The sequence below is a fragment of the Streptomyces venezuelae genome (assembly GCF_008642275.1).
Lineage (GTDB): Bacteria > Actinomycetota > Actinomycetes > Streptomycetales > Streptomycetaceae > Streptomyces > Streptomyces venezuelae_E.
Genome location: NZ_CP029189.1, coordinates 1,235,001 through 1,258,854 on the forward strand (window position 1 = coordinate 1,235,001; position 23,854 = coordinate 1,258,854).

The window sequence follows — 23,854 nt, forward strand, 5'->3', positions numbered from 1 at the left end:
GCACACATCACTTAGAGCGGGCGCATCATGTCGGAATATGACCGACGCGCCACAACGTCCTCGCTGTGTTGTTGCCTGCAAGCATCACCCGAAGGCGACCTCACAGGTCTTTTTCAAAGGAACCTCATCCACCGAAGTGGACGGGGTATCAACTTCTGGCGTTGATTTTTGGCACGCTGTTGAGTTCTCAAGGAACGGACGCTTCCTTTGTACTCACCCTCTCGGGCTTTCCTCCGGGCTTTCGTTCTGTTCTTGCATTTCCGACTCTATCAGACTCTTTCGTGTCCGACTTCCTCGGCGCTTTCCAGGTTTTCGCTCTCGCGTTTCCCTTTCCGGCGGCTCCGACTCTATCAGTGGTTTTCCCTCTCCCTGACCACTCGCCGAATTACCGAAAAGGCATACGGAAAGAGGGGTGGGATAAAGATCTTCACTGAAGAGGAGGAGTCCCGTCCATCAGCCGTTCGCGAGAAGTTCACACGAGGCGTCCTGGCGGGAGTCACGACAGTACAGCTCTGGGGGTGCCCAAGCAAATCGATTCAGGCGTATGGTCTAGTCCACCGGTCTAGTCCACTAGTCTCCGTGCCAACGGAGGCGCCCGGATCAGGACCTACATCGGGCGAACCCGAACATCTAGTGCCATATCCTTCTGAAGAGTACGCCGTTCGCGACAGGTAGTGACGGCGACACGATGAGCCCCACCCCTGGGAGGCCCCCATGACCAGCGTGACGTCCCCACTTGCCGGGCGTGCCATCGGACTCGCGGCAGTGCCCGATCCGGTGTTCTCCGGCGCCATGGTGGGACCTGGCACCGCCATTGATCCCGTCCGCGAGCCGTCGGAGGCGGTGTCCCCCGTCGATGGTGTGGTCGTCTCCCTGCACCCGCACGCGTACGTCGTCGTCGACGGCGAGGGTCACGGTGTACTCACGCACCTCGGGATCGACACGGTTCAGCTCAACGGCGAGGGCTTCGAGCTCCTCGTCAACAAGGGCGACACCGTGACCCGCGGCCAGGCCGTCATCCGCTGGAACCCCGCTGCCGTCGAGGAAGCCGGCAAGTCGCCGATCTGCCCGGTCGTGGCACTGGAAGCGACGGCCAAGTCCCTCTCCAACGTCGTCGAATCCGGCGACGTGAAGGCTGACGACGCTCTGTTCAGCTGGCAGTGACACGTCCGCCTGTACGGGCGAGTCGTATATCCACCGCGGCGGCTCGGCCCGCCGCTCTACCGGAGACGGGTGAAATGGAGACAACGCTGCGAGGCGTCGGCGTGAGCCACGGGGTGGCGATCGGCGAGGTGCGGCACATGGGCACGGCGGTTCTGGAACCGCCGGCCAGGCAGATCACCGCGGACGAGGCGGCGCGCGAACAGGGGCGCGCCCGTCAGGCCGTGAGTGCCGTGGCGGCCGATCTGATCGCGCGTGGCCAGCTGGCCGGTGGCGAGGCCCAGCACGTGCTCGAGGCCCAGGCGATGATCGCCGAGGACCCCGAGCTGATGGCGGACGTCGACCGGCGGATCGCCGTCGGCAGTACCGCGGAGCGCGGCGTGTACGACGCGTTCGCCGCGTACCGCGACCTGCTCGCAGGGGCCGGGGAGTACATGGCCGGCCGGGTGGCCGACCTGGACGACGTGCGCAACCGCATCGTCGCGCGGCTGCTGGGCGTGCCGATGCCGGGTGTGCCCGACAGCGACGAGCCGTACGTGCTGATCGCGCGGGACCTGGCTCCCGCCGACACGGCGCTGCTCGACCCGGCGCTCGTGCTCGGGTTCGTGACCGAGGAGGGCGGGCCGACCAGCCACAGCGCGATCCTCGCGCGGGCGCTGGGCGTGCCGGCGATCGTGGCGCTGCCGGGTGCCGGTGAGATCGCGGAGGGCACCGTGATCGCGGTGGACGGCAGCACGGGTGACCTGTTCGTGGACCCGTCGCCGCAGAAGCGGGCGGAGTTGGAGGCTTCGGCCGCCGAGCGCAGGGCGGCTCTGGCCGCGTCGTCCGGTCCGGGTGCGACGTCCGACGGTCACAAGGTGCCGCTGCTGGCCAATGTGGGCGGTCCCGCGGACGTGCCGGCGGCCGTCGAGGCCGGGGCCGAGGGCGTGGGTCTGTTCCGCACCGAGTTCCTGTTCCTGGACGACAGCAAGAAGGCGCCGTCGGAGGAGAAGCAGGTCGACTCCTACCGCAAGGTGCTGGAGGCCTTCCCCGAGGGTCGTGTCGTGGTGCGGGTGCTCGATGCCGGTGCCGACAAGCCGCTGGACTTCCTGACGCCGGGCGACGAGCCCAACCCGGCGCTGGGGGTGCGCGGGCTGCGCTCGCTGCTGGACCACCCGGACGTGTTGCGTACGCAGCTCACCGCGCTGGCCAAGGCGGCCGAGGGGCTGCCGGTCTACCTCGAGGTCATGGCCCCGATGGTCGCCGACCGGATCGACGCGAAGGCCTTCGCGGACGCCTGCCGGGAGGCCGGTCTGAAGGCGAAGTTCGGCGCGATGGTCGAGATCCCCTCCGCCGCCCTGCGGGCGCGCTCGATCCTCCAGGAAGTCGAGTTCCTGTCGCTGGGCACGAACGACCTGGCCCAGTACGCCTTCGCCGCCGACCGTCAGGTCGGCGCCGTCTCCCGGCTCCAGGACCCGTGGCAGCCGGCGCTGCTCGATCTGATCGCGATGTCGGCGGATGCCGCCAAGGCGGAGGGCAAGAGCTGCGGTGTCTGTGGCGAGGCCGCTTCCGATCCGCTGCTGGCCTGTGTGCTGACCGGTCTGGGTGTCACCTCTCTTTCGATGGGTGCCGCTTCGATTCCTTATGTGCGGGCGACGCTCGCCAAGTACACGCTGGCCCAGTGCGAGCGTGCCGCGGCGGCGGCTCGTGCGGCGGACAGCGCCGAGGAGGCGCGGGTCGCCGCGCAGGCGGTGCTGTCCGGCGAGTAGCCGTCTGGTGTCGTGTGGTGTCGAGGGGCCTTCGCTTGTGGCGAGGGCCCCTCGGTCGGTTCCGGACCGGTCAGTGGTGCGGTCCGGGTGCGTCGACCTCGTACCCCGGGCAGTATTCGACGCCCGATTCGGGGGCGACGGGGTCTCCGGTGTCGGCGTCGGTGCAGTAGGCGTTGAAGACGGCCGCAGCCGACAGGGCGGTGAGCCGGCCGCGGTCCAGGCGCCAGCCGTGGACCCGGTCCCGGTGGTCCTCACCGGTCGTGCGGACCACCAGTCCTCCGGTGCCGCCGAGGGCGAGTCCCGCGGCGAGGACCGTCACGAAGCCGAGGCCTTCCCGGCTTTCGATGCGGGGCGGGGTGTCCGGGTCGTCGGTGGTGTCGGCGTGCAGGACTGCGACGAGTTGCTGTGCGTCGGTCGGGACGCTGCAGACGAAGTGGTGGTGGCCGGGACCGGCGCCGGCGACGAGGCGTTTGAGCGCGTCGGCGGCACGGTCGAAGGAGGCGTGGCCGATGTCCTCGCCGCAGTCCGCGCAGTGGCCGACCTCGGCCAGGACGCCGGTGGCGTATTCCCAGGTGGCCTGGCGGACGGCCTCGTCCACGAGGAGGGGGACGAGCTCGTCGATGGGCTGGCCGGTGTAGGGCAGGAGGGCGCCTGTGCCGGCCAGCTCGGCGGTGAAGCGGGCGCGGGTTTCGGCGGTGTCCGGGTCGAGGCCGGCTTCCCCGCAGAAGTCGGCGTACTCCTCGGGATCGAAGAGGGCGACGGTGGTGTGGATGCCCTGGGCCGCGCGGGACCTGAGCAGGCCGTCCACGTGGTGGAGGTAGTCGGCGTAGTCGGTGTGGTCGTCGAAGCTGAAGCTGCGGTAGCCGCACATGGCCGCGAAGTCCCCGGCGTCGGCCAGCAGGCCCATGGTGCCGGGGACCTCGCGGCGCAGCAGGCGGCGCCGGTCGGTGGTGCGTGTCCGGTGCTTGCCCGTGGGCGTACCGGTGTCGTTCTTGCGTGGCATGGCTCCCCCTGAGTGTCGCAATCACTTGCTCACTCAGAGTAGCCATCGCCACTGACAGTGACCTCAGCCGCGGGTGCGGGCCAGCTCCTCGTAGAAGGGGAGGAGGTCGAGGTTGTCGACGGAGCCCGGGTTGACCGCCTTGGCCAGGGGGGTGCCCTGGAGGAGGCGCTTGACCGGGACCTCGATGCGCTTGCCGGTGAGGGTGTGGGGGATGCCGGGGACCTCGATGATCTCGTCGGGGACGTGACGCGGGGAGAGTTCCTCGCGGATCGTCGCCTTGATGCGTGCGCGCAGGTCGTCGTCGAGGGTCGCGCCGGGGGCGAGGTGGACGAAGAGCGGCATCCAGTAGCCGCCGTTCGGCTCTTCCAGGCCGATGACCAGGGATTCCTTGATCTCGGGGAGGCGTTCGACGGCCTCGTAGATGTCGGCGGAGCCCATCCGGACGCCCTGGCGGTTGAGGGTGGAGTCGGAGCGGCCGTGGATGACGACCGAGCCGTGGTCGGTGAGGGTGATCCAGTCACCGTGGCGCCAGACGCCGGGGAACATCTCGAAGTAGCTGTCGTGGTAGCGGCTGCCGTCGGGGTCGTTCCAGAAGTGGATCGGCATGGACGGCATGGGGTTGGTGACGACGAGCTCGCCGACCTCGCCGGTGACGGGCTTCCCGGAGGGGTCCCAGGCCTGGAGGTCCGTGCCGAGGCAGGCGGCCTGGAGTTCGCCGATGTGGACCGGGAGGGTGGGGACGGCGCCCGCGAAGCAGCTGCACACGTCGGTGCCGCCGCTGACGGAGGCGATCCAGAGGTCTTCGGCGACCTCGTCGTGGAGCCAGCGGAAGCCGTCGGGCGGGAGCGGGGAGCCGGTGGTGGCGACGCACTTCACGGCGGAGAGGTCGAAGTCGCGGGACGGGTGGACCTCGGCCTTGCGGCAGGCCATGACGTAGGCGGCGGAGGTGCCGTAGAGGGTGGCCTTCGTCCGCTCGGCGATGCGCCACTGGGCGCCGGTGTCGGGGTAGCCGGGGCTGCCGTCGTAGAGGACGACGGTCGTGCCGGTGAGCAGGCCGGAGACGAGGAAGTTCCACATCATCCAGCCGGTGGAGGTGTACCAGAAGAACCGGTCCTCGGGGCCGAGGTCGCAGTGCAGGCCGAGCTGCTTGAGGTGTTCGAGGAGGATGCCGCCCTGGGACTGGACGATGGCCTTGGGGAGGCCGGTCGTACCGGAGGAGTAGAGCACCCAGAGGGGGTGGTCGAAGGGGACCGGTTCGAAGACGGGCTCGGTGTCGCCGGAGGTGAGGGCGGACCAGTCGAGGGCGCCTTCGGGGGCGGGCGTGCCCAGGAGCGGGATGTGGACGACGGCGCGCAGGGAGGGCAGGTCGGCGCGGAGTTCGGCGACGGTGTCGCGGCGGTCGTGCTGCTTGCCGCCGTAGCGGTAGCCGTCGACGGTGAACAGGACGACGGGCTCGACCTGCTGGAAGCGGTCGAGGACGCTGCGGGCGCCGAAGTCGGGGGCGCAGGAGGTCCAGACCCCGCCGACGGCGGCGGTGGCGAGGAGGGCGACGGCGGCCTCGGGGATGTTGGGGAGGTAGCCGCTGACGCGGTCGCCGGGGCGTACGCCGAGGGCGCGCAGTTCGGCGGCGAGCGAGCCGACCTGGCGGCGGAGCTCGGCCCAGCCGACGGGGACGACCTCGTGGGTCTCGTCCACATACAGGAGGGCGGGTTCTTCCGCGCGGGCCGGGTCTTCTGCGGCACGCAGGGCGTGCTCGGCGTAGTTGAGGGTGGCTCCGGTGAACCACTGGGCGCCGGGCATGGACCGGTCGGCGAGGACGGACTCGTACGGGGTGGTGAAGCGGACGTCGAACCATTCGGCGACGGCCTGCCAGAAGGTGTCGAGCGCGTCGACGGACCAGCGGTGCAGGGCGGGGTAGCCGCCGTCGGCGGGGGCTCCGTGGCGCTCGGCGGCCCAGGCCTGGAAGGCGGTGATCCGGGCCGCGGCGATCCGGTCGGGGCCCGGCGCCCAGAGGGGTTCCGGCTGCGTGGCTGAGGTCATGGGTCGGCTCCCGGTCAAGTCTGCGGCTCGCGCTTCGTGTGCGTACGGTGCCGTCGCGCGGGGGTGTGGGCGCGGCGGCTCACAGGGACCATGCCATGTGATCGTCCGCTGCACCAGGGCTGTCCTGGCGGGTCGGGTGATCGGCGCCGGGGTGCCGCCGGCGGGTGAACGGCAGTTGAACGCCGTCCCCTGGGCGGGGGGCCGGTGGCAGGGTGATCGGCATGAACGGTCGTGATCTGGTACGTGCGGTGAAAGACGTCGGTACGGAGCGCGGTCGGCGCGCCTGGCGCTCGGCCTGGCGCCACCGGCGCTCGGATGCGGTGGGGCTTCCGCGCCGGGGCGCGGAGCGGGCGCGCGTGCCGGGGCTGATGACCGGTACGGAGGCCCGGCCGGGCGGGGGCGTGCTGCGGTTCGCGCGCTCCGAGCTGCTGGTACGGGTGATGGTGGGCGGCGCGGTGTTCTGGAGCTGGGACGGGGCCGGGCCGACTCCGTCGTACGCGGTGGTGGGCGAGGGGCCCGAGCCGGATCCGCGGGCCGTGCTGGAGCCGGACACCGGGGGCGGCTGGCGGGTGGTGTCGGAGCGGGTGACGGTGGCGGTGTCGCGGCACGGGGCGCTGGAGGTGCGTACGCCGGGCGGGGCGGTGCTGCGGCGGGAGGCGCCGCCGCGGTGGTGGGAGCCGGTGGATCCGCGGATGGGTGCGGCGCGGTGGCTGCAGCGGAGCGAGGTGCCGGCGGACGCGCGGTTCTTCGGGCTGGGCGGCCGGGCTGGGGGGCCGCGGCTGCGGGACGGGGTGTACCGGTTGTGGAACACGGACCCGAAGGGGGGCTTCGGGCCGGGGGTCGATCCGCTGTACCTGACGATGCCGGTGCAGATGGTGGTGGCGGACGCGGGCACGCATCTGGTGTTCCACGACAACTCGTGGGACGGGCGGGTGGTGCTGCGGGAGGGTGAGGAGGGCGCCGGTTCGGGCGCGGACCGGCCGGGGGCGAGCGAGCTGCGGATGGAGGGCGGGCCGCTGCGGTGCTGGGTGCTGGTGGGGACGCCGGCGCGGGTGCTGCAGGGGTGGTCGGGGCTGACGGGCGCGGCCGCGGTGCCGCCGGAGTGGGCGCTGGGGTACCAGCACGCACGGTGGGGGTTCGGGAGTGCGGAGGAGGTGCGGCGGGTGGTCGCGGGGTACGCGGCGCGCGGGCTCGCACTGTCGGCCGTACACCTGGATATCGATCACTACGACGGGCACCGGGTGTTCACGGTGGACGAGGGGAGGTTCCCCGACCTGCCGGAGCTGGCGCGGGAGCTGGGGGAGCTCGGGGTGCGGCTGGTGTCGATCGTGGACCCGGCGGTGAAGGCGGGCGACGGGGTGCACGCGTCGGGGCTGGCGGTGGGGGCGGGTGGGGCCTTCGTACGGGACGCGCGGGGCGCGGAGGTGCGCGGTGAGGTGTGGCCGGGCGAGTGCGCGTACCCGGATTTCACGGATCCGGCCGTGCGGGAGTGGTGGGGCGGGCTGTACGAGGAGCGGCTCGCGCGGGGCTTCGCCGGTTTCTGGCACGACATGAACGAGCCGGTGTCCTTCGCGCCGTTCGGGGACTCGACGCTGCCGAGGTCGGCGCGGCACGCGCTGGAGGGGGCGGGTGGTGACCACCGCGAGGGGCACAACGTGTACGGGCTGGCGATGGCGCGGGCGGGGTGGGAGGGGCTGGTGCGGCTGCGGCCCGCCGAGCGGCCGTTCCTGTTCTCGCGGTCGGGGTGGGCGGGGATGCAGCGGTACGGGGGCACCTGGTCGGGGGACGTGGAGTCCAGCTGGGCGGGGCTGCGGGCCTCGCTGGCCCTGGTGCTGGGGCTCGGGCTGTGCGGGGTGCCGTACTCGGGTCCGGACGTCGGCGGGTTCGGGGGGTCGCCGTCGCCGGAGTTGTACGTGCGGTGGCTGCAACTGGGGGCCTACCTGCCGTTGTTCCGGACGCACTCGGCGATCTGGGCGGGGCGGCGGGAGCCGTGGGAGTTCGGGCCGGAGGTGGCCGAGCAGGCCGCGGAGGTGATGGCGGAACGGGAGCGGCTGCGGCCGTATTTCGTGACGCTGGCCCATCTGGCGCGGCGGACGGGGGCCCCTTACGTGCGGCCGGTGTGGTGGGGGACGCCGGAGGAGCGGCGGTTGCGGGACTGCGAGGACGCCTTCCTGCTCGGTGACGCGCTGTTGGTGGCGCCGGTGCTGGAGTGCGGGGCGGACCGGCGGGCGGTACGGCTGCCGCGGGGACGCTGGTACGACACGGCGACGGGGGCGGCGTACGAGGGCCCGGGCCAGATCCTGCTGGACGCGCCGCAGGGCCGGATCCCGGTGCTGGCGCGGGCGGGGGCCGTGCTGCCGGTACGGGCCGCCTCCGGCGACGGGGTGGAGCTGGAGGTCTGGGCTCCGGCCCGGGGACGCACGGGGGGCGGGGTGGTGATCCGGGACCCCGGGCCGGGCTTCGAGGCGGGCGAGGTGGAGCGGTACGCGGTGCGGTGGGTGGGGGACGCGGTGGTGGTCGAGGACGAGGCGGGGAACCGGGTGGAGGGGGTCACCGTACGGGGGCTGTAGGCGGCTGGGCCCGTACGCGGCCCGGGCCGGTACGGCGGCCGGGGCCTGTACGCCGCCCGGGGCCCGTAAGGCGGCCGGGGCCTGTACGCCGCCCGGGGCCCGTAAGGCGGCGGGGGCCGGTCGCCGCGCGCTCCGCACGGCCGGGAACTCCTGCCCACCCACCGATACGCAACCAACGGTTGCACATCAGACGGGACGGGGCTAACGTGATATGCAACCGAAGGTTGCGAAAGATGGAGACGGCCATGGAGTACGGGAGCATCGAGCGCGAGCTGCACATCGACGCCTCGCCCGAGGTGGTGTTCGAGGTGCTCAGCAGCCCCGAGCACATCCGGGAGTGGTGGAGCGCCGAGACCACCGCGTTCGAGCCGGCCGCGGGCGCGACGGGCCGTCTCACATGGACGGACCAGGACAACGGCGGGCACCAGTCCGCACCGTTCACGGTCGTCGAGGCCGACCCGCCCCGGATGTTCTCGTTCCGCTGGACCTACGACGAGACGGAAGCGGAGACGGCAGGTCCGGGAAACTCCCTGCTGGTGACCTTCGAACTCGTCCCCGCAGGGACGGGGACCACGGTCCGTTTCCGCGAGAGCGGCTACCGCGAGCGGGGCTGGGAGGCCGCCGTACTCGAAGCCACCTACGACGACCACCGGCAGGGCTGGGACTTCTACCTGCCGCGCCTGGCCGCGACCGCCGAACGGTTGGCGGGCGCGCGATGAGCACCGCCGTCGACGACGACCTGTGGTCCGCGATAGGCGACCCGACCCGGCGCCGCATGATCGATCTCCTGCTGGCCGACGGCCAGGGGACCGCGACGACCCTCAGCGCACACCTGCCGGTGACCCGGCAGGCCGTGACCAAGCACCTGGCCGTGCTCGACCGGGTCGGGCTGGTCCGGTCCGCGCCGGCGGGACGGGAGAAGCGCTACCAGGTGGACGAGGCACAGCTGGCCCGCGCCGTGGCGCAGCTGAACTCCGTCGGTGAGATGTGGGACGCGCGCCTGCGGCGCGTCAAGAGCCTCGCCGAGGCGATCCAGCGGGCCAAGGACGCGGAGAAGAAGTAGCACGGAGAAGCGACGAGGAGACGGGAGAGCGAGATGGTGGACATCCTGCACCGGGTAGGCGTGACAGCAGCCCCGGAGAAGGTCTACGAGGCGCTCACCACGGTCGAGGGCCTGGCCGCGTGGTGGACGACCGACACGAGCGGTGACGGCGACGGGGTCCTGGAGTTCCGGTTCGGCGACCTCGGCGGCTTCGACATGAAGGTGCTCGAACTGCGGCCGGACGCACGGGTGCTGTGGGAGGTCGTCGACGGTCCGCCCGAATGGATCGGGACCACGGTGAGCTTCGACCTGACCCGGGAGGGCGAGTGGACGATCATCACGTTCGCGCACGCGGGCTGGCGCGAACCGGTCGAGTTCATGAACCACTGCAGCACGAAGTGGGCGATCTTCCTGATGAGTCTGAAGTCCCTCGTGGAGACGGGGTCCGGTGCGCCGCACCCGCGCGACGTACAGATCAGCAACTGGCACTGACGCCGGCCTGCGGCGCACTGCCTCAAACGCCCGGCCGCCTCCGCGGCCGGGCGTCGGGCGTCGGGCGTCGGGCGTCGGGCGTCGGGCGTCGGGCGTCGGGCGTCGGGCGTCGGGCGTCGGGCGTCGGGCTCGGGCGTCGGGCTCGGGCGTCGGGCTCAGGCGTCGGGCTCAGGCGTACTTCCCGGCGAACCAGGACGCCGCCGCCTGGGTGTGCAGGGGGAAGGCCAGCACCGACGGCGTGCGCAGGATGTGCCAGCCCGTGGTCTCGTCCGTCGCCTTCGAGGCGGGCAGTTCCGCGGCCGGGCGGGGCGGGAGGAGGCCGAAGAGGAGGAGGTGGCCCGCCGGGGAGCTCAGGGCGTCGGCCAGGACGACCTCGGAGGCAGGTGCCGTGATGCCGGTCTCCTCGAAGAGTTCCCGGACCATCGCGTCGCGCCAGTCCTCACCGAAGTCGATGAAGCCACCGGGGAGGGCGACGCCGCCGAGGGCCGGTTCGATGGTGCGGGTGATCACCACGAGCCCGGAACCGTCCGCGTCCTCGACCGGGAGGAGGGTGACGGCCACCGGGAGCGGATTGCGGTAGGCGGTCGCCCCGCAGGCCGCGCAGGTACGGGGCCACTCGGGGGTGGCGTACTGCGCTCCGCAGGTGGAGCAGTGCGAGTCCTTCAGGTGTGCCGGCATCCGGCGATGGTATGCCAAGGAACGTACGGATGAGGGTGGTTGCGGAACGCGTGCCCACACCCCCTTCCCCCGCCCCTATCCCTGTCCCTGCCTCTGTCCCTGTCCCTGTCGGCGCCGTCCGGCCGTGAGTACCGTGCCCGCATGACATTCACCTCGTACGAGGAATTCTGGCCGTACTACGTCGCGATGCACTCGCGCGCCGCCACCCGCTGGATCCATCTCACCGGCACCCTCACCGGTCTGGCCGTGACCGCCTACGGGCTGGCGCGCGGCCGCCGGCGGTACCTCGCCGCCCTGCCCCTGATCGGCTACGGGACCGCCTGGCCGGCGCACTTCCTGATCGAGGGGAACAACCCGGCCACCTTCGGACATCCCGCGTGGTCTCTGCGCGGGGACACGCAGATGATCCGGATGATGCTGGCCGGGCGCGACGCGGAGCTGGGCGAGATCGCGCAGAAGTGGCTTGCCGAGAACCCGTGTCAGGGCCGTCCGCCCGTGGCAGACTCCTGACGATCCGTCAGATCTCTGACCAGGGAGGGGCATCGTGGCACGCACACGCACACCCGTCGTGAGCGGGTGGTTCACCGAGGACGCACCGGACGGCGGCGGCTTCCGGCTGCTCGGCACCCGGTGCTCGGCCTGTACTGCGGTGTTCTTCCCGCGCGAGGACACGTACTGCCGCAATCCGCACTGCCCCGGCGGTGGTGAACTCGCCGAGGTGCCGCTCTCCCCCCGGGGCCGGGTCTGGTCCTACACCGACGGGCGCTACCGGCCTCCCGCGCCGTACGTGTCCGACCCGGCCGTGCCCTGGGAGCCGTACACGCTGGTCGCGGTGGAGCTGGAGGCCGAGGGGATGGTGGTGCTGGGACAGGCCGCACCCGGGGTGGGGGTCGCGGATCTCGCCGTCGGAATGGAGGTCGAGGTGGTCGGGGGCGTACTGAACGAGGAAGCGGGGACCGCCGAAGCCTCCGGAGCCCCCGGAGCCTCCGGGACCGTCTGGACCACCTGGCAGTTCCGTCCGGTGGGAGGGGCCGAATGAGTGCCGACATCGCGGTCCTCGGGGCCGGTATGCACCCCTGGGGCAAGTGGGGCCGCAGTTTCGTCGAATACGGGCGGGCCGCCGCGCGGTCGGCGCTGGCCGACGCCGGACTGGACTGGACCGCGGTGCAGTCGATCGTCGGCGCCAACACGGTCCGTTCCGGCTACCCGGGTTATGTGGCGGGCGCCACCTTCGCCCGGGCCCTCGGCTGGCAGGGCGCCCGGGTCACCAGCGTGTACGCCGCCTGCGCGTCCGGCGCGCAGGCCATCGGAGCCGCCCGCGCGCAGATCCTGGCCGGCCTGGCCGACGTGGTGCTCGTGGTCGGCGCGGACGCGGCGCCCAAGGGGTTCTTCGCCCCGGCGGGCGGCGACCGGCCCGACGATCCCGACTGGCTGCGGTTCCGCGTGCTCGGCGCCACCAACCCGGCGTACTTCGCGCTCTACGCCCGCCGGCGGATGGCCCTCCACGGGGACACCCCGGAGGACTTCGCCCAGGTCAAGGTGAAGAACGCGGCGGCCGGTCTGCTCAATCCGTACGCCCGCTACCGCAAGCAGGTCACCGCGGAGGAGGTCGCGGCCTCCGCCGTGGTCGCCGATCCGCTCCGGCTGCTCGACATCTGCGCCACCTCCGACGGCGGTGCGGCCCTGGTACTCACCAGCATGGAGTTCGCCCGGGCCCGCGGAGTGGCCGATCCGGTGCGGATCCGGGCCGTCTCGACGGTGACGCCCGGCTATCCGCGTACGGTGCTGGACCTGCCGGACATCGCCACCGACTCGGCGCGGGCGGTGGCGCCGTCGGCCGGGTCCTTCCGGTCCTCGATCGCGCGCGCCGCGTACGAGGAGGCGGGGCTGGGGCCGGAGGACCTCTCGCTCGCCGAGGTGTACGACCTGTCCACCGCCCTGGAACTGGAGTGGTACGAGGACATCGGGCTGTGCGGGGAGGGTGAGGGCGCGAAGCTCGTCCGGGAGGGGGCGACGGCGCTGGGCGGCCGGATCCCGGTCAACACCAGTGGCGGGCTGGCCTCCTTCGGGGAGGCCGTGCCGGCGCAGGCGATCGCGCAGGTGTGTGAGCTGACCTGGCAGTTGCGCGGTACGGCCGGGGAGCGGCAGGTACCCGGCGCGCGGGCCGGGATCACCGCGAACCAGGGGCTGTTCGGGCACGGGTCGGCCGTCGTCGCCGTGCGCTGAACTGCCGGTGTTGTCCGAACGCTTGACGGCTCCCGGCGGCAGGTTCACACTCGCTCCACAGTCCCGCGACGCGACCGGGACCCCGGTCACCCCGTGAGAGCTGCGGCCCGTACCCCAGTCGGCGGGGGTACGGGCCGCCCCCGTGTCAGGCTCCGGCCGACAGGCTCCGGCGCCGCTCGCGTGCCAGGGACATCGCGTGTTCCACGACCCCCACCAGCACGTCCTTCACCGATTCCCGGTCCCGTGCGTCGCACAGCAGCACCGGTACCCCGGGGTCGAGGTCCAGTGCCGTCCGTACGGTCACCACGGGGTGCCGGTCGGCTCCGTCGAAGCAGTTGACCGCGACGACGAACGGGATCGCGCGCCGCTCGAAGTAGTCGATGGCGGCGAAGCAGTCGGCGAGGCGGCGGGTGTCCGCGAGGACGACGGCGCCGAGCGAACCCTGTGCGAGCTCGTCCCACAGGAACCAGAAGCGGTCCTGCCCGGGCGTGCCGAACAGGTACAGCACCAGGTCCTCGCGGAGCGTGATGCGCCCGAAGTCCATGGCGACGGTGGTGGTGCTCTTGCCTTCCACTCCCCCGGTGTCGTCGACACCGACGCCCGGCTCGGAGAGCCGTTCCTCGGTGCGCAGCGGTCTGATTTCGCTCACCGCGCTGACCAGGGTGGTCTTGCCCACCCCGAAGCCGCCCGCGACCAGGATCTTCAAGGTCAGCGGCTCGACAGGCGACACCGCGTGCATGGCACCGGTGCGGCTAAAGCGCCCGAAGGCCATCGATCACCTCACGCAGAATGGATTCATCAGGCAGTTCTGCCGGTGGTACCGGCCTGGTCACGTGGACCAGTTCCTCATCGACCAGGTCGCCGATCAGGACGCGGACGACCCCGACGGCGAGGTCGAGATCGGCCGCGAGTTCGGCGACCGACTGCGGTCGGTCCCGGCACAGCCCGAGGATGTGGGCGTGTTCCGGGGAGAGGGTCATGTCCCAGACCGGATCGTCGGCCGCCGGTTCGGCGACGACGAGCGCGATCAGGTCGAGTCGGTGCTGGCCCGCGTGGCTGGTCCGGCCGCGGGTCATGGCGTACGGGCGGACGACGGGCCCCGCGTCGTCGTCGAACCAGTGCGCGTGGTCGGGGTCGAGTGGGTCGGTGTCGGAGTAGGACGGGTCGACGGTGAAGCCGGCGGGAATTCCCGTGGGGTGGTCCTGGCGTGAATCGCTCATGCCTTACGACTCACCCTCCGGCTGGCAGCCCGGTGCGCGGGGCGGTCGCCAGGTGGTCGCCGACGCGCTTGACCATCAGCGTCATCTCGTACGCCACCTGGCCGACGTCGGAGTCGGCGTCGGCCAGGACGGCCAGGCAGCTGCCGTCGCCCGCGGCCATGACGAAGAGGAAGGCCTCGTCGAGCTCGACCACGGTCTGGCGGACCCGGCCGGAGTCGAAGTGCCGGCCGACACCCTTGGCCAGGCTGTGGAATCCGGAGGCGACGGCCGCCAGGTGCTCGCTGTCCTCACGGGTCAGGTCCTTGGAGCTGCCGGTGGGCAGGCCGTCGCCGGAGAGGACCACCGCCTTGCGGATGGAGCCGACCCGGTCGACGAGCTCGTCGAGGAGCCAGTTGAGCGGGCCGGAGCCGCGGCCCCTGGTGTCGTTGCCGGTCTGCGGTGCGGTCATCGACCGTCCCCTTCGTTCTCGTTCGCGGGACCGCCGGCGGCGGATGTGCCCGCCCCGGTCTCGGACTTCTGCTGTGCGTGCTGGTTGCGGCCCGCCGTCCAGCCACGCTGGAGTGCGGACATGCGCGTACGTACGTCTTCCGCGTCGCGGTCGGCCGCCTGGTCGGGGGCGGCTTCGGCGGGGGCGGCGGACGGGGACTTCTTGAGCTGGGGCGCCAGGCTGGCCTGGCGGACCCGGCGGGGCAGTCCGCCGATGCCGGGGCCGGGTGCGGAGGCTCCGGCATCGGATCCGGCGTCGGGTCCGGCCGTGGAGGCCGGTGAGGGCTGCGGGACCACGGACACCGGGCGGGGCTCCACCCGGCGGCCGTGGTCGGCGACCAGAGTCGGGGTCGGGCGGCGACGCGGCAGTGGTACGGCGCCCTGGGAGCGGGAGCCGTCCGGGCGCTGGGTCTCCACACGCTGGGTGTCCAGCCGGACCGGACCGGTGGGCGCGAGCGACTCGCGGTCGCGGCCGCCCTTGCGGGAGCCGCCGCGGTCGGCGTGCCGGTCGTTGTGCGGCCGGTCCGCCGCGCGCAGGCCCAGGAGGGCGCTGCGCGGGATGCCGTTCGGCGGGGTCTCGTCGTCGAGCGTCGCCATGACCGGGCGGCCGGCGGCGGTGCGGCCGGTGATCGCCGTGGGTGCGTCGTCGAGCACGGCGGGGTCGTCGAGGCCGTCCAGCCGGTCCAGGCCGCCGGCCGGGAGCGGGGCCTCCAGTTCGACCGGGCCGCGCAGTTCGCCGGTGGGCAGCTGGCGGCCGGACGGCGTGCGCTCCATGGCGGCGGGCGCGGAGCGCTCGGACCCGGCGCGGCCGAGGTGGCCGGACTTGTCGGACCGCAGGGGCTTGGCGGCGGCGCGGGCGCCGTCGAACCGCGCGCCCGCGCCGTTGGTCTCGGGGGCCTCGGTGAGCAGGGCCGAGGGGAGGAAGAGCACCGCGGTGGTGCCCCCGTACGGGCTGGGCTGGAGGACGACCTTGACGCTGTGGCGCTGCGCGAGGCGGCTGACGACGAACAGGCCGAGGCGGTCGGTGTCGGAGAGCTCGAACTCGGGGGTCTCGGCGAGCCGGAGGTTCGCGTCGAGCAGCGCCTCCGGGGTCATTCCGAGGCCCCGGTCGTGGATCTCCAGGGTGAAGCCGTTGGCGACGCGCTCGCCGTGCACCTGGACCGCGGTGTGCGGCGGCGAGAACACGGTGGCGTTCTCCAGGAGTTCGGCGATGAGGTGGGTGATGTCGGCGACGGCCGGACCGACGATGCCCAGGCGCGTGAGCCGGCGTACCTCGATGCGCTCGTAGTCCTCGACCTCGGCGACGGCGGCGCGTACGACGTCCATCAGCTGGACGGGCTTGCGCCACTGGCGGGAGGGCGCGGCGCCGGAGAGGATCACGAGGCCCTCGGCGTGCCGGCGCATGCGGGTGGTCATGTGGTCGAGGCGGAAGAGGTCCGCCAGTTCCTCGGTGTCCTCGGTCCGGCGTTCCATGGTGTCGAGCAGGGTCAGCTGGCGGTGCAGCAGCACCTGGTTGCGGCGGGCCAGGTTGACGAACACCTCGGAGACGCCGCGGCGCAGGTCGGCCTGCTTGACGGCGGCCTCGACGGCGGCGCGCTGGAGGGTGTTGAGGGCCTGGCCGACCTGGCCGACCTCGTCCTTCTCGTATTCGAGGTGGGGCGCCTCGGTCTCCACGTCCACGTGCTCGCCCGCCGCGAGGCGGCGCATCACGCTGGGCAGCCGGACGCCGGAGGCCTCGTGGGCCTCCTTGCGCAGCCTGGAGAGGTCGCGGACGAGGTCGCGGCCGATGCGGACGGACAGCACCAGGGAGACGGTCAGGGCGAGGAAGCCGAGGACACCGGCGGCGGCGGCCTGGACCATGACGTCCCTGGCGACGGGCTCGATGCGCTGCTGGTAGCGGTTGCCGGCGTCGGTGTTCATGGCGGCCAGGTCGTCGAGGACCTTGGTGGAGGCCTCGTCCCACTGGGCGGCGGTGACGCTGCGCGGCTTGTTGGCGGCGCCGCCGGCTATGAAGCGTTCCTCGGCGTCGCGCAGGGGCTGGGTCCCGGGGTCCTTCCAGTACTTCTCGAAGCGCTCGCGGTCCTCGGCGGGGAGGGTCACGAGGTTGAACTCGTAGAGCAGGGTGCGGTTGGCGACGAAGTCGGAGACGCGTCGCACGTCGGGAGCGGTGACGTTGCGCGCGGCGAGGGCCGAGGCGATGACGGCGTCCTCGCGGGAGAGCAGTTCGCGGGCGCGGCTGATGCCGACGAGGGCGCGGCCTTCCTTGTCCACCTCCACGTTGTCCAGGCCGTGGAGGTTCATCAGGAAGTCGTAGCAGGGGTCGACGAGCCGGTTGTAGAGATCCAGGGCCTGCGTGGGGTCCAGGGCGTTCTGGTCGACGGAGCGGCGCATGGCGCCGATGCCCTGGAAGGCGGTGACGATCGAGCGCAGGCGCTGGGCGCTGTCCGGGCTCAGCTCGTCGATGACCTTGGGGTCGCGGGCGCTGACGCTGATCTGTTCGACGGCCAGGTCGGTTTCGGCGCGGCGCTTGGTGAGTTCGGCCGTGGCGGTGGCGGCCCGGGGGTCTCCGAGGACGACCAGGGTCTGGCGCCGTTCCTTCTGGATGACGCGGGCGACGTCCTCGACGGGATAGCCGACCTTGTCGATGATGTAGGCCACGTCGAAGAGCTGGAGGGCCTCTCGGCCGGTGATGACTGTCGCGATGCCCCAGAGGGCGGTCAGGGAGACGAGCGGCACAAGGAGCAACGCCACGATCTTCCGGCGGATGGACTTCCCGCGAAAGCGCATGGCCTCCCCAGCCTCCCCCAGGTCAACCCCGTTACCGGGGGTCGGTGTTCCGTCATTTAAACGGCGTGAGCCTACTACTGCTGCGGGGCAGCTTCGAAGGCGTGTCCGGACGTTTTCGGCCTGACCCCGGGAGGAAGATCACCAGTTGTCCGACACTTCCGGTCAACTGCGGCCCGATATGTGGCAGATGACACTTGCTGGGGCGTCGGTTCCCGCAACTCGATGGATGGCTGGAATTGTTCGTTCCGCGATCGTTCCGGCCCGTCGGGGTATCCGCGATCCGGGAATCTCCGGGCACCGCCGGACGTCTTTCTGTTCGAGGGGGCACGTCGGAGCGGACGTGAGGGGTGGAAGTGGTGGGCAGACGTGGCAAGTAGGCAGGGCGAGCAGGCATGACGGACCGCGCGGTGGGGAGTGAGCGGACCATGAGCAGTGACGAGGGCGGCGGCGCGGGTGCGGGTGCGGGCCTGGGGGCCGGTGGGGTCGGTGGGGCCGGTCGGGGGCTGTGGGTCGAGGAGCCGGCCCGGCGGCGCAGGATGCCGGATTCGGTACGGACCTCCGCGGTGCGGGCGGTGCTGATCGTGGCCGTGACCCTGACACAGGCGACGATCACGTTCTTCCTGACCCTGACCGGGTCCTGGCTGGCCCTCCCGATGGGGCTCGGCGCGATCGCGGGGACGATCGTGGCCACCTGGGGGGTGCTGGACGTGTGGATCACCCGGCAGACCTGGAACCAGCGGTACGGGGTCCACTCGGAGCCGAGCAGCACGGCGCGCGGCCGCCGCCGGGAAGCCCGGCGGGCGGCCCGGAAGGCCGCCGCGGGCCGAATACCGCGCGAGGACGGCCCTCTGGCGGCGTCCGGCCGCTATTCCGCCCGCTGAGCCCCGTACGGGCGCCACGGCCGCCCCGGACGGCACAGACGTCCCGCGCGCCCCGGGCGTGCCGGGTGCCGCGGGCACCGCGGGCGTGCCGAGTGGCACGTGCATCCCGGGTGCCGCGGACATCCCGGGTGTCACGGGCGTGCCGAGTGGCACGGGCGTGCCGAGCGGCACGGGCATCCCGGGTATCGCGGGCACCACGGGCGTGCCGGATGGCACGGGCATCCCGGGTGTCACGAGCACCGCGGGCGGGCCGGATGGCACGGGCATCCCGGGTGTCACGAGCACCGCGGGCGGGCCGGATGGCACGGGCATCCCGGGTGTCACGAGCGCCACGGGCGTGCCGGATGGCACGGGCATCCAGGGTGTCACGAGCACCGCGGGCGTGCCGGGTGACACGGACATCCCAGGTATCGCGGGCGTGCCGAGTGGCACGGGCATCCCGGCGACGCAGACGCTCGGGTGCCACGGACACCGCAGGCGTGCCGGATGGCACGGATATCCGGCGGCGCAGGCGCCCCGGGTGCCACAGACATCCCAGGTGTCACGAGCACCGCAGGTGCCCCGGGTGGCACGGACATCCGGCGGCGCAGGCTCCCCGGGGTGCCGCAGGGGGTCCCGGGTGCCCTGCGGCACCCCGGGGAGCCCCGGGGGCGCGGGCGCTCGTGGCACGGCCGCCTCAGGGCGTCCCGGTGTCCGGCGGCACCCGAGGGGGCCCGGCGGCACCGGCGCCGGCGCCGGCGCCTCCGGCGTCAGGAGGCGCCGCTCCGGCGGAACATCCGGGTCGCCGTGATCTCGCCGTGGATGGTCTCCCCTTCCGGGGACCGCTGCGGCAGACCCGGGCGCAGGTGTTCCTCGACGCTGATGTACTTCAGGCCCGCCCGCAGGTCCGCGTCGTTGCGCAGGCGGATCACCAGCGGGAACTCGGCGAGTGCCGTGGTGTCGAACAGGCCGGTCGTGTAGAGCAGCTGGACGCCCAGCGCGTCGGAGACGGCCCGCTGGAGTTCCAGCAGGTACGTGGCGTTGGCGCGGCCGATCGGGTTGTCGAGGAACAGCGTGCCGGCGTGCCGGTGCTTGTCGCGGCCGCGGTCGTTGCTGCGCAGCGCCGCCATCGTGCAGTACAGCGCGATCGCGGCGGTGAGCAGCTGCCCGCCGGAGAACACGTCGCCCATCTGTCCCACCGGCACCCGCTCGGCGCGCAGCACCGCGTCCGGCTTGAGGATCTCCACGGAGATGCCCTTGGGCTCCAGGGCCGCCTGGACGCCCCTCAGCAGCAGGGACATGCCGTCACGGCGGCCCTCGCCGAACGAGGCGCTGCTGTTCTTCTTCACGGCCGCGCGGGTCGCCTCGTCGATGACCTCGCCGAGCCGCTCCGTGAGCGTGGCCTGGTCCGGCTCCTCGAAGCGGATCCGCAGGAACTCCTGGCCCGACCATTCACCGAGGCCCTCCGGGAGCTGCGAGAGCCGCTGCGCGGAGCGGAGCGTGGCCAGGGCCGACTCGACGAGACCACGCAGGCGGTCGACGATGCTGTCCCGGTTGCGCTCCAGCTGGGCCAGTTCGTCGGTGAGGACGCGCAGCCGGGGTGCGAAGGCCGCGGCCCAGGCCGCCGCGTGCTCGGGCAGGGCGGAGGCGGGCAGTTCGCGGATCTGCTGCCGCGCGGGGGTGCGTACCTGCTCGTAGCGGGTGGCGTTGGCGTGCCGGACCAGGATGTCGCTCGCCTCGCGCACCGCGGACTCGGCGGCCGAGAGGTCGGCCGAGCAGCCGCGCAGGGAGCGGCGGGCCTCGGTGGCGGACTGGCGGGCCTCCTCCAGGGTGCCCGCGTGGGGTACCGGCTCATGCTCGTCGTCCTGGTGGGTGTGGTCGCGCAGCAGGTCCCGGAGCATCGCCGCGGTCTCGTCGAAGCCTCCGGCCCCGTCCTCGGCGGTGCGGTGGGCGCGCAGCAGGTCCGCGTGGGCGGCCCGGGCGCTCTCCACGGCCGCGCTGTGGGCGGCGAGCTGGGCGGTGGCCGTACGCAGCAGGGCCTGGGCCTGCTCGACGTTCTCGGGGACGAGCTCCTCGGGGAGTTCGGTGTGCGCCTCCCCCTCGGTGGGGGCGTGCCGTTCCGCCTCGCCGCGCAGCCGGCCGAGCTGCTCGCTGGCGGTGGACGCGCGGGTCTCCAGCATCTGCACGAGGGACTCGGCGCGGGCGGCCGCGGCCTGCCGGGAGGGGCCGTCGGACCCGTCGGTGCTCTCCAGCAGCTGGGCGGCGCGGGTACGGACCTTGTTGGTGAGGCGGTCCAGCTCGGCCAGGGCGGCGCTCTCGTCGCTCTCGGCGCGGGCCTGTTCGGCGCGCAGGTCGGCGCCGACACCGACCTTCTCGTAGAGCTGGGAGGCCGCGCGGTAGGCCTCGCGCAGGTCGGGCAGGGGGGCCCGGGGGGCATCGCCGTCGCCGTCGGGCAGCTGGTCGGGCGCACCGGCGATCTCGGCGCGTTCGGCGCGCAGGGCGCGGGCGGTGCGGCGGGCGTCGTCGGCGGCGCGCTGGGCGGCGCGGCGGTCCTCGTCGGCGGCGCGGGCCCGGTCCAGGCACACCTCGGCGCGGGCCTCGGACTCGGCGGCGTCGTCGGCGAGTTCGCGGAGCTTGGCCTGCCAGCCGGCGCGTTCGCGCAGCCGGAAGGCGAGCCCGGCGAGGGCGTCGGCGGCGCGGCGGGCGCGCTGAGCGGCGTCCTGGCGCTCCTCGCGGACGCGGGCCGCGTCGGCGGCGGCCTCGTCGGCCTCGGCGCGTACGGTACGGGCCTCCGCGAGCTCGGCGTCGGTCTCCTCGGCGAACATCCGGGCGGCGGCGGCCGCTTCCGCGAGTTCGGTGAGGCGGCCGGGCGGGCAGCCGGTGCGCCAGGAGGCGAGGCGGGCGGCGAGTTCGCGGTCGCCGCCGAGGCGGGCTGCGAGGTCGCGGATCTCGGTGTCCCGGGCGGCGGCGCGGGCACGCAGCGCCTGGCGCTCCTCGTCGGCGGCGCCCTCGTCGTGCATGGCCGGGTTCGGCGGTACGAGGAACACCCCGGAGTCGTCGCCGGCCGGCGGCAGCGGGGCCAGCAGGGCTGCGGCGGTGCCGACGGCGACGGTGGAGCGGGGCAGCAGGGCGGCGCCGGAGAGCACCTCGCGGGCGCGGCCGTGCGTGTCGGGGTCGGTGATGACGACGCCGTCGACGAGTTCGGGGCGGGCGGCGAGGACGGCGGCGTGGTCGGCGGGGTCCACGGACTGGGCGAGGTAGCGCCAGCCGGGGAGGGCGGGAATGCCGTGCTCGCCGAGGTACTCCACGGTGGCCAGGACGTCCGGGCCGGGCGGCAGCAGGCCGCCGTCGCCGAGGGCGCCGAGGATGCGGGAGTCGTCGGCGGCCGCGGTGCGCAGCTCGAAGAGCTGGCGTTCGGCCGCGGCGACCGCGTCGGTGAGCAGGGCGCGCAGGTCGTCGGCGTTGCGGTCGAGGTCGGCGGCGGTGAGCCCGCCGCCTGCGGCGCCTTCCGGGCGGCCGGCGGGACCGGCCGGGGCGGGGCCCTGCCCTGCGGCTCCGTGCGCGGCCCCGGCCGACGCGGCCTGCGCGCCGGCGCCCGCGAGGGCTCCGGCGGTACCGCTCTGCGAGCGCGGGTGGGGAAGGAAGGAGGCGGGGACCGACGGGAGCCCCAGCAGGTCCGCCAGGCGCGGGGCGGTGGCGAGGGAGGCCGCGGCCCGGTGCTCCGCGTCGTGGGCGGCCTCGGCCGCGTCGGCGGCGTCCGCCGCACGGGCGGCGGTGAGTTCGGCCCGGGATTCCGCGGCGGCGGCCTCGCGGGCGGCCTCGGCGGCCTCGCGGGCGGCTTCCCGGGACTCGTCCCAGGCAGCCACGGCGGCCTTCTCGGCGTCGGTGGCGGCGAGGGCCGCGCGGGCCGGGTCGGCGTCGGGGGCGGTGTCGTCGAGCCAGCCGGCCCGGACGGCCTCGGCGGTCTCCTGCTGGACCTCGGCCAGCCGGGAGCGCAGGTGCTCGGCCTCGCTGCGGGCCCGCTGGGCGGCCGTGGCGGCGGCGGTCGCGTCGCGGTGGGCGTCCTCACCGGTGGACTGGAGGGCGGCGGAACGCTCCTCCTCCTCGTTGGCGAGCCGCTCGCCGTGCTCGGCGGCGGTGTGCAGGGCCCGGACGAGCTCGCCGGCCGCCGTGGCGCGGGCGGCCAGCGCCGGGGCGGCGTCCCGTTCGGCCTCCAGGATCGCGGCGGCGACGCGGGCGGAGCGGTCGGCGGCGGCCCGGTGGCGCAGTACGTTCTCGGCGGCCTGCCACGCGGAGTGCAGGGTCCGGGCTTCGAGGAGTTCGCGGCGCTGGGCCGCGGCGGCCTTGTCGGCGACGGTCAGGGCCAGCGAGGCGTGCCGGTAGGCGAGTTCGGCGGAGACGGCGGCGCTGCGGGTGCGCGCCGACTCGGCGGCGGTGACCTGGTGGGCGGCTCCCGTGACCTGCTGGGCGAGGTCGGCGGCCCGGCCGCGCTCCTCGGCGGCGCGGGCGGACAGCCGTCGGGCGAGGGTGCGCGTACGGCGTTCCGCGCCGGCGTGTACGTCGCGCAGCCGGGAGCGGGCCGCTGCGGCCTCGACGATGCGGGTGAGCAGGTCCACCGAGCCTGCGGTGAAGTCCCGTTCGGCCATGAGCTCGGCGCGGCGGCCGAGCTTGTTGCCGAAGCCGTGGACGAGGTCGGCGAGGCCGTCCGTGTCCCGGGTGTCGGTGACCGCGCGCAGCAGGAGGTCGGTGAAGTCGGAGTCCTTCTTGACCGCGAAGAGGCCGGCCGCCTCGCCCTCGTCGGCGTTCATCTCGCGCTGGTAGCGGAAGAGTTCGGGGTCGAGGCCCAGTTCGGTGAGGTGCTCGTTCCACCGGTCGTGGATCTCCTCGAAGTACACCTCCAGGTGCGGGTACGCCTTGCCGGCCTCGGTGAGGGAGTCGCGGAAGCCCTTCATCGTGCGGCGCCGGCCCTGGGCCCCGGAGGCGCCTTCGACGGGCGGGCGCACGGAGGTGGCCTCGGCGACGGGCAGGCTGTCCAGGCTGAGGCCCGGGCCGGGGCGGAAGGAGTACCAGGCTTCGGCGAACTTGCGCGGGTCGTTGGAGACCTGACGGCCGCGCCATTCGCTGACCTTGCCGACGACGACGCACTCACCGGTCTGGGTGTGCTGCCACTCCAGGGCGACGTGGCCGCAGTCGTCGGCGAGCAGGAACTTGCGCAGGACGCCTGAGCTGGCGCCGCCGAGGGTGTTGCGGTGGCCGGGGAGCATCACCGAGAAGATCAGCTTGAGGAGGACGGACTTGCCGCCGCCGTTCTCGAGGAAGAGCACGCCGGCGGGCGCGGGCCGGCGCGGCGGGCCCGTGGGCTCCTCCTCGAAGAACTCCGCCTGGGCGGGCGCCGGGTGAGGCACCGGCTCGCCGACTCCGCGCAGGTCGAGCACGGTGTCGGCGTAGCGCGCACCGGCGGGCCCGATGGAGTAGAGGCGGATCCGGGACAGCTCGTACATGGCGGCGGACTCTCGTGGTGTCTTGGTGAGGCAGGGCGTA

18 protein-coding genes are annotated in these 23,854 nt (G+C 73.3%); 10 read left to right on the plus strand and 8 right to left on the minus strand.

The features are described from left to right. Nucleotides 1-714: 714 nt before the first annotated feature. Entirely contained in the window at nt 715-1,164 is a 450-nt protein-coding gene (locus tag DEJ51_RS04850) for a PTS glucose transporter subunit IIA (RefSeq protein ID WP_150256458.1), read from the plus strand. A 74-nt stretch (nt 1,165-1,238) separates the two neighbouring features. Beyond that, on the plus strand, nt 1,239-2,909 hold the full coding sequence (gene ptsP / locus DEJ51_RS04855; RefSeq protein WP_150256460.1) for a phosphoenolpyruvate--protein phosphotransferase: 1,671 nt from the start codon (nt 1,239-1,241) through the stop codon (nt 2,907-2,909). Nucleotides 2,910-2,979: 70 nt separating this feature from the next. Here the strand turns inward: ptsP and DEJ51_RS04860 are convergent, their stop codons facing one another. Then, on the minus strand, nt 2,980-3,912 hold the full coding sequence (locus DEJ51_RS04860) for a hypothetical protein (protein ID WP_150256461.1): 933 nt from the start codon (nt 3,910-3,912) through the stop codon (nt 2,980-2,982). 63 nt (nt 3,913-3,975) lie between these two features. Further along, nucleotides 3,976-5,952: an acetoacetate--CoA ligase gene (locus DEJ51_RS04865; RefSeq protein ID WP_150256462.1), complete on the minus strand. Its 1,977-nt coding sequence runs from the start codon at nt 5,950-5,952 to the stop codon at nt 3,976-3,978. 221 nt (nt 5,953-6,173) lie between these two features. On the opposite strand from DEJ51_RS04865, the gene DEJ51_RS04870 reads away from it, so the two are divergent. From DEJ51_RS04870 to DEJ51_RS04885, 4 genes are all read left to right on the plus strand, one after another. Continuing rightward, nucleotides 6,174-8,522 (plus strand): glycoside hydrolase family 31 protein, encoded by a 2,349-nt coding sequence (locus DEJ51_RS04870; protein ID WP_150256464.1) that lies wholly within the window; start codon nt 6,174-6,176, stop codon nt 8,520-8,522. Between the two features lie 233 nt (nt 8,523-8,755). Beyond that, nucleotides 8,756-9,241: an SRPBCC family protein gene (locus tag DEJ51_RS04875; protein WP_223835672.1), complete on the plus strand. Its 486-nt coding sequence runs from the start codon at nt 8,756-8,758 to the stop codon at nt 9,239-9,241. Then, nucleotides 9,238-9,585 (plus strand): ArsR/SmtB family transcription factor, encoded by a 348-nt coding sequence (locus tag DEJ51_RS04880; RefSeq protein ID WP_150256465.1) that lies wholly within the window; start codon nt 9,238-9,240, stop codon nt 9,583-9,585. The genes DEJ51_RS04875 and DEJ51_RS04880 overlap by 4 nt, the downstream gene beginning before the upstream one ends. Before the next feature lie 33 nt (nt 9,586-9,618). Beyond that, nucleotides 9,619-10,056 (plus strand): SRPBCC family protein, encoded by a 438-nt coding sequence (locus tag DEJ51_RS04885; RefSeq protein WP_150256467.1) that lies wholly within the window; start codon nt 9,619-9,621, stop codon nt 10,054-10,056. Between the two features lie 168 nt (nt 10,057-10,224). Here the strand turns inward: DEJ51_RS04885 and DEJ51_RS04890 are convergent, their stop codons facing one another. Next, nucleotides 10,225-10,734 (minus strand): NUDIX domain-containing protein, encoded by a 510-nt coding sequence (locus tag DEJ51_RS04890; protein ID WP_150256469.1) that lies wholly within the window; start codon nt 10,732-10,734, stop codon nt 10,225-10,227. 141 nt (nt 10,735-10,875) lie between these two features. Here DEJ51_RS04890 and DEJ51_RS04895 point away from each other — a divergent pair, with 141 nt between their 5' ends. Genes DEJ51_RS04895 through DEJ51_RS04905 form a run of 3 tightly spaced genes read left to right on the plus strand, consistent with a single transcriptional unit; the run spans nt 10,876 to nt 12,960 of the window. Beyond that, nucleotides 10,876-11,244 carry a DUF962 domain-containing protein gene (locus DEJ51_RS04895; protein ID WP_150256471.1) on the plus strand — a complete coding sequence of 123 codons (369 nt, stop codon included), beginning with the start codon at nt 10,876-10,878 and terminating at the stop codon, nt 11,242-11,244. 34 nt (nt 11,245-11,278) lie between these two features. Next, nucleotides 11,279-11,773, plus strand: coding sequence for a Zn-ribbon domain-containing OB-fold protein (locus DEJ51_RS04900; protein ID WP_150256473.1), 495 nt, complete (start codon nt 11,279-11,281; stop codon nt 11,771-11,773). After that, entirely contained in the window at nt 11,770-12,960 is a 1,191-nt protein-coding gene (locus tag DEJ51_RS04905) for a lipid-transfer protein (protein ID WP_150256474.1), read from the plus strand. The genes DEJ51_RS04900 and DEJ51_RS04905 overlap by 4 nt, the downstream gene beginning before the upstream one ends. Nucleotides 12,961-13,105: 145 nt before the next feature. Here the strand turns inward: DEJ51_RS04905 and DEJ51_RS04910 are convergent, their stop codons facing one another. From DEJ51_RS04910 to DEJ51_RS04925, 4 genes are read right to left on the minus strand one after another with little or no spacing between them, the layout of a single operon-like run. Then, nucleotides 13,106-13,732, minus strand: a complete 627-nt coding sequence (locus tag DEJ51_RS04910) for a GTP-binding protein (RefSeq protein WP_030016310.1) — start codon at nt 13,730-13,732, stop codon at nt 13,106-13,108. Beyond that, on the minus strand, nt 13,713-14,180 hold the full coding sequence (locus DEJ51_RS04915; protein ID WP_150256475.1) for a DUF742 domain-containing protein: 468 nt from the start codon (nt 14,178-14,180) through the stop codon (nt 13,713-13,715). The genes DEJ51_RS04910 and DEJ51_RS04915 overlap by 20 nt, the downstream gene beginning before the upstream one ends. Nucleotides 14,181-14,190: 10 nt before the next feature. Continuing rightward, nucleotides 14,191-14,628, minus strand: a complete 438-nt coding sequence (locus DEJ51_RS04920) for a roadblock/LC7 domain-containing protein (RefSeq protein ID WP_030016314.1) — start codon at nt 14,626-14,628, stop codon at nt 14,191-14,193. Next, nucleotides 14,625-17,453, minus strand: coding sequence for a nitrate- and nitrite sensing domain-containing protein (locus DEJ51_RS04925; RefSeq protein WP_150256477.1), 2,829 nt, complete (start codon nt 17,451-17,453; stop codon nt 14,625-14,627). Before DEJ51_RS04925 ends, DEJ51_RS04920 begins: the two co-directional genes overlap by 4 nt. 425 nt (nt 17,454-17,878) lie before the next feature. On the opposite strand from DEJ51_RS04925, the gene DEJ51_RS04930 reads away from it, so the two are divergent. Further along, nucleotides 17,879-18,334: a hypothetical protein gene (locus tag DEJ51_RS04930; protein WP_223835673.1), complete on the plus strand. Its 456-nt coding sequence runs from the start codon at nt 17,879-17,881 to the stop codon at nt 18,332-18,334. 749 nt (nt 18,335-19,083) lie between these two features. On the opposite strand, the gene DEJ51_RS04935 is transcribed toward DEJ51_RS04930, so the two are convergent. Further along, the gene (locus tag DEJ51_RS04935; RefSeq protein ID WP_150256479.1) at nt 19,084-23,814 is read right to left on the minus strand and encodes a hypothetical protein; all 4,731 of its coding nucleotides are present in this window, start codon (nt 23,812-23,814) and stop codon (nt 19,084-19,086) included. Between the last annotated feature and the right edge of the window lie 40 nt (nt 23,815-23,854).